This window comes from Rhodovulum sp., assembly GCF_011048875.1.
In the GTDB taxonomy this organism is placed as follows: domain Bacteria; phylum Pseudomonadota; class Alphaproteobacteria; order Rhodobacterales; family Rhodobacteraceae; genus Rhodovulum; species Rhodovulum tesquicola.
The window spans coordinates 1-6,033 of record NZ_DSDD01000048.1 but is presented as its reverse complement, the minus strand read 5'-3'; the positions used below and the strand labels follow the sequence as shown (position 1 = coordinate 6,033).

The following is a 6,033-nucleotide window of genomic DNA, read 5'->3' as shown; positions in this document are numbered from 1 at the left end:
GATCGCCAGATCGGCGTTGAAGGGCGCGGCCAGCGTCACCGGCCCTGCGACTGTCACGCGGCCCCGCCCGTCAAACGCCCCGGCAAGGTCGATCTGCGCCCGCCCGTCCGCAAGCGCGATCGAGCCGCCGATATCGGTCACGGCCAGACCCTGCGCGGGCAGCGCCAGCCGCGCGCCCTCGGTCACCGCGCGGCCCGATAGCGAGGACAGCGCCAGCGGCCCGCGCAGCGCAAGATCATAGCGCGCCTGCCCGTCCAGGCTGCTCGGCGCGATGAAGCCGTTGGCCAGCGCAAGCGGCGCCGTGCCCGATGCGGTCAGATCGGCCCGCGCACCGTCCAGCGCCAGCGACCCCGCCAGCCGCGCAGTCGTGCCCCCCGGCCCCGTCGCGTCAAGCGCAAGCCGGACATCGCCATTGTCGGGCTGCGCCCGGCCCGTGACCGTCAGCGGGCCGGGAAAGCCGGGGGCCAGCAGCGCAAGATCGGACAACCGCCCCGACAGGTTCAGCGCGCCGCCCCCGGCTTCGGTCGCGCTCAGGCGCAGGACCGGCGTGGACAGATCAAGCGCCTCGATCATCGGCGCCCCGTCGCGGCGCGCGCCGCGGGCCGATATCCGGCTTTCGCCGCCGATCAGCCGGTCGATCATGCCCAGCCCCAGCGCCAGCCCCTGCCCGCGCGCGTCAAGCTCGGCGCGCAGATCGCCGCGCAGCGCGCCCGCCCCGGTCAGCGTGGCGTCCAGTGCCCCGCGCAGCGGCCGCCCGGCAAGCCCCGAGAAGGGCGCAAGATCGCGCGCGACAAGCGTGACGCGCCCCTCGGCGGGCAGCGCCGGATCGTCGGGGCTGACCACGCCCGTGGCCGTCAGCCGCGCGCCCGCGCCGGTGGCCTCCAGCCGGTCGATGCGGATGCGGCCGCCCTCCTCCCAGCCAAGGCCCGCCTCGATGCTGCCCGGCCCCGACAGCCGTCCATCGACCCGCGCCAGATCACGGACCTCGCCCGACAGACGCAGACCCGCCGCGGCGGTGGACAACTCACCCTCGGCCGTCAGGCGCAGCGCGGACGTCTCGATGGCCATCGCGCGCAGCGCGGTCCCCGCAGGCCCCCGCGCGACCGCAAGCGACAGCCTGCCCACACCGGCCAGTAGCGGATCGAGTCGCGGCGTCCCGGTCACCAGATCGCGCGTGTCGGCGGCCAGCGTCAGGTCAAAAACCCCGTCAAGCAGGCCATAGCGCCCCTGAACCCGCGCCTCGGCCGCGCCGCCCAGCGCAGCACCTGCAAGCGGCGCGATCTGGGCAAGATCGTCCAGCGCCAGTTCGGCCCGTCCGTCCAGCGGCAGGCCCGCGCTCAGCGCACCAAGCGTGCCGCTTGCCGTGGCACGCAGCCCGCCCGCATCCAGCCGAAGGGCATCCAGCCGCAGATCCGCCCCCTCGGCATGGACGATCCGCGCGGTGCCGCGCAGCGCATCACCCAGCGCCCGGGCAAGGGCGGGATCGTCATGGGCAAGCCCGGTTGCAGAAAAGATCAGATCGGCGGTCAGGGCCGTGGGGCTGACGGGCCGGATCGTGCCGCTGCCCGCAATCGCGGCGCGGGCAAGCGCCAACCCCTCGCGTGTCAGGCCGTCCAGCACCGCCTCGGCCTGCCATTCCTCGCCACGCGCGGCATCGAAACGGGCGGTCAGCCGCGCGCCATTGACGCGGGTTTCCGGCCCCGCAAGCGGCAGCGCGACGGGGCCTGTCAGCGTGCCGTCCAGCGCCAGCCGCTCGGGCAGGCCCGAGGGAGCAAGCGTCAGGCTGCCGCCCAGCTTCAGCGCGCCGGTTTCCAGATCGAGGCGCGAGAGTTCGGTGCCGCCATCGGCCCGCCTTGTGCCCGCAAGCTGCACGCGCGCTCCATCTCCAAAGAAGGGACGGGCCTGATCGGCCACAAGCGGCGCGACATCGCCCGCGATGTCGAGCGCGAACCGCGCGGTGCCGGGGGTTTCCGCGGGCTCGTCCAGGGTAAAGCGGCCGGTCACGCGCTGCTCCCCGTCAGTCGCCAGCGCAAGATCGGCGGCGAAATCCATCAGCGGCCCAGCCCCCGCCAGCGTCAGCGCAACCGGCGGGCCGCCCGGCAACCCCAGAAGGCCCGAGACCAGCCCGCCCGCCCCCTCGGTCAGCGCGATGTCGAGCGCAAGGTCGCGGCTGTCGTTGGCATAGGAAGCCACCACCGCAAAGCGCCCCTCGGCATCGCTGCGCGTCGCGCTCAGATCGACCGCACCCGCCCCGCCCGCCAGCCGCAGCGCGGCCGTGATCGCAAGCTCGGCCGCCTGGCCCAGCACCGCCTCGCCCAGCGCCAGCCGGGGCGTCGCGACCTCGCCGATCTGGATCGCAACAGGCAGGTCCGGCAACTGGAAGGGCTGCGCCTCGGCATCCTCGACCCGGGCGCCCTGATCGCCCACGGGAAGCCGGGTCAACTCGATCTCCTCGGCGCGCAGGCGGTTCACCTCGACCCGGCCGCGCAGGAGCGCGGCGCGTGACCAGTCAAGCTCGGCCCCGCGGATCGTCAGCCAGACCCCTTCGGCATCGGCAATGGTCAGCGTATCAAGACGGGCCTGCGACGAGAGCGCGCCGCGAAAGCCGGTGATGTCGATCTCGCGCCCGGCCGAGGACAGCCGGTCGGCCAGGAACCGTTCCAGCAGGCTGCGGTCATCGTCTTGCGCGGCCAGCGGCTGGGCGGCGGCGATCATCACGACAAGGGCAAGCCGCACACGCATCAGAATGCCTGCCCGATGCCGATATAGATCTGCACGCCGTCCCCGGTATCCCCGCCCACGGGTGCGGCGATATCCACCCGGATCGGGCCGATGCCAGTGTCATAGCGCAGCCCCAGACCGGCGCCGGAATGCCAGTCGCCCTCGCCAAGCCACGACTCCGCGCTGACGAATCCCGCATCGGCAAAGGCCACCAGACCGATATTGCCGCGCACCCCCACCCGTGCCTCGGCCGACAGCCCGACGAAGGACCGCCCGCCGATCCGCTCGCCGCCGGGCAGATCGACGGCCAGCGACTGGTAGGGCTGGCCCCGCACCGTGCCGCCGCCGCCCGAGAAGAACAGCAGCGCAGGCGGCACGCCCTCGGCCCCCGCGCCGAGGATCGAGCCGAATTGCAGCCGCCCCGCCAGCACCACCCTGTCGCCCATGCCGCGATAGAGCCGCGAATCGGCCGTCAGCCGCGCGCCGCTTTCAGCCTCTCCCCCCAGCGCGAGTAGGGGCATCACGCCAAGGCTCAGATAAGTCCCGCCCGTGGGGTTCAGCAGGTCGTCACGGTCGTCCCTTGTGGCCGAGACCGGCAGCATCGCATGGGTCATGCTGCGGCTTCCCAGATCGTCGCGCACATCGGAATAGCTGAACAACAGGGCCGCCTCGCCCGCCAGCCGTTTCGACAGCGTGCGCGTCAACCCGGCACCGAACCGGGCGGTATTCTCACGGGAGTCGGGTTCGTCCAGACGCTCGATGGCGGCCAGCGCGAAAAGGCCGGTATCAGGGCCGATGAAGGCGGGCCGATCGAATCGCAGGGCCAACCGGTAATCCTCGCCGCCGCTTTCGGTCCCGCCGATCCCCGAGATCGCCGCATCGAAGCGCAGCCGCTCGGCCCCGCCCATCAGGTTGCGATGCAGCCAGAAGGCCGAAAGCGCGACGCCTTCGAGAGAGGACAACTCGGCGCCGAAACCCAGCCGACGTGGCTTGTCGTCGGTGACATTGAGCGTGATGTCCATGCGCCTGTCCGGGCCCAGCGCCTCAGCCTCGGCCAGGCTGATCGAGCGGAAGGCGCCTGTGCGGCGCAGCCGGTCGGCGCTGCGCTCCAGCGCCTCGGGATCGAAGCGTTTTCCAGTGGGTAGCCCGGCAATCGCCCGCAGCCGTTCCGGCCTTACCGCCGTGCGCCCGGCGATCACCAGATCGCCGAACTGCACCACCGGCCCGGGCACCAGCCCCAGCCGCGCATCAAGCGTGGCACCGGGATGATGCGCGGTGATGCGCTGTTCGCCCACGCGTGCCTTGGCATGGCCTGTCGCGCGCCAGCCCGTGACGCCCGCCGTTGCGGCATCGCGAATCGCGGTGCTGCGCGCGCGCTTTCCCGGGGCGAAGCCCTCGGGCAATTCGGTGCCCCGCGCCAGTGGGGCGATCTGCGCCGTGGAAAAGGCGAAGGGGCGACCGGTTTCGATGTCGATCTCGACGCGCGAGATCCTGTCGGGCAGCGACAGCGGCGAGATCTCGCTCGCCTCTCGCCCGTCGAGCCGAATGCGGATGATCGGTGCGTAATAGCCGCGCGCATAAAGCGCCCCGATCAGCCGGGCGTAATCGGCCCGGGCGGCGGCAAGGACGTCCTGCGCGCTGGCATCCGCCCCTTTGGCAGCCTCAAGGCAGAGCGCAGAAGCCCTGAGCGCGTCGCGCAACCCGTCCGATGCGCCGGGCGCGGACAGCCGCACCTCGGCCGCCAGCGCGGGCGGCGCGGCGAGCGCCAGCGCAAACAATGCTGCAAGCGCTGGGAATTTGTTCGATTCGGCCAAGTCGCGCCCCCTGTCGCGGCCCATACTGGTCCAAGCGGCGCAGGGAGTGAAGGCCGAAGCGCGGAAACGTGATGCCGCTCAGGTCGAGCGACGCTCGGCACCGAAAACCTTTTGCGCAACAAGCGGGTAGGCCACCACGACCGTCACGACAAGAAACAGCAATTCGGCCCCGTAGACGAAGAAATAGGGCGTTGCCGGGCCGAACAGCCCCGAGAAGGGCGCCAACAGGATCAGGTCACGCGCGATCCCGCCCAGCGCGATCGCCCCGCCTGCCGACGTGGCCTGCACTGCGCCCCAGGCGCCCAGCGCAAGGCCAACCTGCTCCTTCGGGGCGGCGCGCATGGTGGCGGTCAGGGTGCCGTGACTGAACAGCCCCGCCCCGAACCCGGCCAGCCCCGTGCCGATGATGAAGATGGCCGGGCTTTGCAGCGTCGCCGAGAAGGTGATCAGCGCAAAGGCCGGCACGCCCGCCAGCGCCCCCGCACCCGCCATCACCATCGGATCGGCGCCGCGGCTGAGCACGCGCGAGGCCAGCGCAAAGCCGATCAGCCCGCCCATCGCCAGCGTTGCGGTCAGCCGCGTGGTCGAGGCGACGGACATTCCCAGCACCTCGCCGCCGTAAGGCTCCAGCAGCACCTCGGCAAGACCGAAGCCCATCGTGCCAAGCCCGATGATCCACAGCAGCCGGCGTGGATTGGCGCCGCGCATGAACAGCCCCCAGGCATCCGAGAAACTGGGGTCGGGCTCGGGGTTCACACGCTGGCGATAGGCGCGCTCGCGGTCGCGCGCCTCCATCTTCCAGATGGCCAGCACATTGAAGACCAGCGTCATCACCGCCGCGCCCTGGATCACCTGGATCAGCTTGGGATGGCTGAAATCCTCCAGCACCCTGCCGAAGATAAGGGCGCTCGCGATCATGCCGACCAGCATCATCACATACATCAGCCCGACCACGTTGGGCTGATCCTCGCGGGGCGCCAGATCGGTGGCCAGCGCAAGCCCGACGGTCTGGACGATATGCACGCCCGCCCCCACCAGCAGGAAGGCAAGCGCCGCGCTGACAAGACCGACCCAAAGCGGCGCATCGGCCGCGAATTGCTGCTGCGACAGCACGATCAAGGCCAGCGGCATGATCGCGAAGCCGCCCCATGCCAGCAGCGTGCCCTTCCAGATATAAGGCACACGGCGCCATCCAAGGGCTGATTTGTGGGTGTCGGACTTGAACCCGATAAGCGCCCGGAACGGCGCGAACAACAGCGGCAGCGCGATCATCACGCCGACAATGGTGGCGGGCACCTCGAGTTCGACGATCATCACGCGGTTCAGCGTGCCGACCAGCAGCACCATGGCCATGCCGACCGAAACTTGGAACAGCGCAAGGCGCAACAGGCGCGACAGAGGAAGATCCTCGCTTGCCGCCTCGGCAAAGGGCATCACGCGCATGCCTGCGCTAGCGATGCCCTGGATCGCCATCCGGCTAAGTCGATTCATGCGGTCG

General features: G+C 71.1%; 3 protein-coding genes. All 3 read right to left on the bottom strand.

Going from position 1 to position 6,033, the window contains the following annotated elements:
- The coding region (locus ENN83_RS01660; protein ID WP_287183312.1) for a DUF490 domain-containing protein at nt 1-2,742 on the bottom strand (2,742 nt) is incomplete at its 3' end.
- Nucleotides 2,742-4,499 (bottom strand): autotransporter assembly complex protein TamA, encoded by a 1,758-nt coding sequence (locus ENN83_RS01655; protein ID WP_349760085.1) that lies wholly within the window; start codon nt 4,497-4,499, stop codon nt 2,742-2,744. The genes ENN83_RS01660 and ENN83_RS01655, both read right to left, overlap by 1 nt.
- Nucleotides 4,500-4,613: 114 nt before the next feature.
- Nucleotides 4,614-6,026, bottom strand: coding sequence for a PucC family protein (locus ENN83_RS01650; protein ID WP_287183314.1), 1,413 nt, complete (start codon nt 6,024-6,026; stop codon nt 4,614-4,616).
- Nucleotides 6,027-6,033 lie beyond the last annotated feature (7 nt).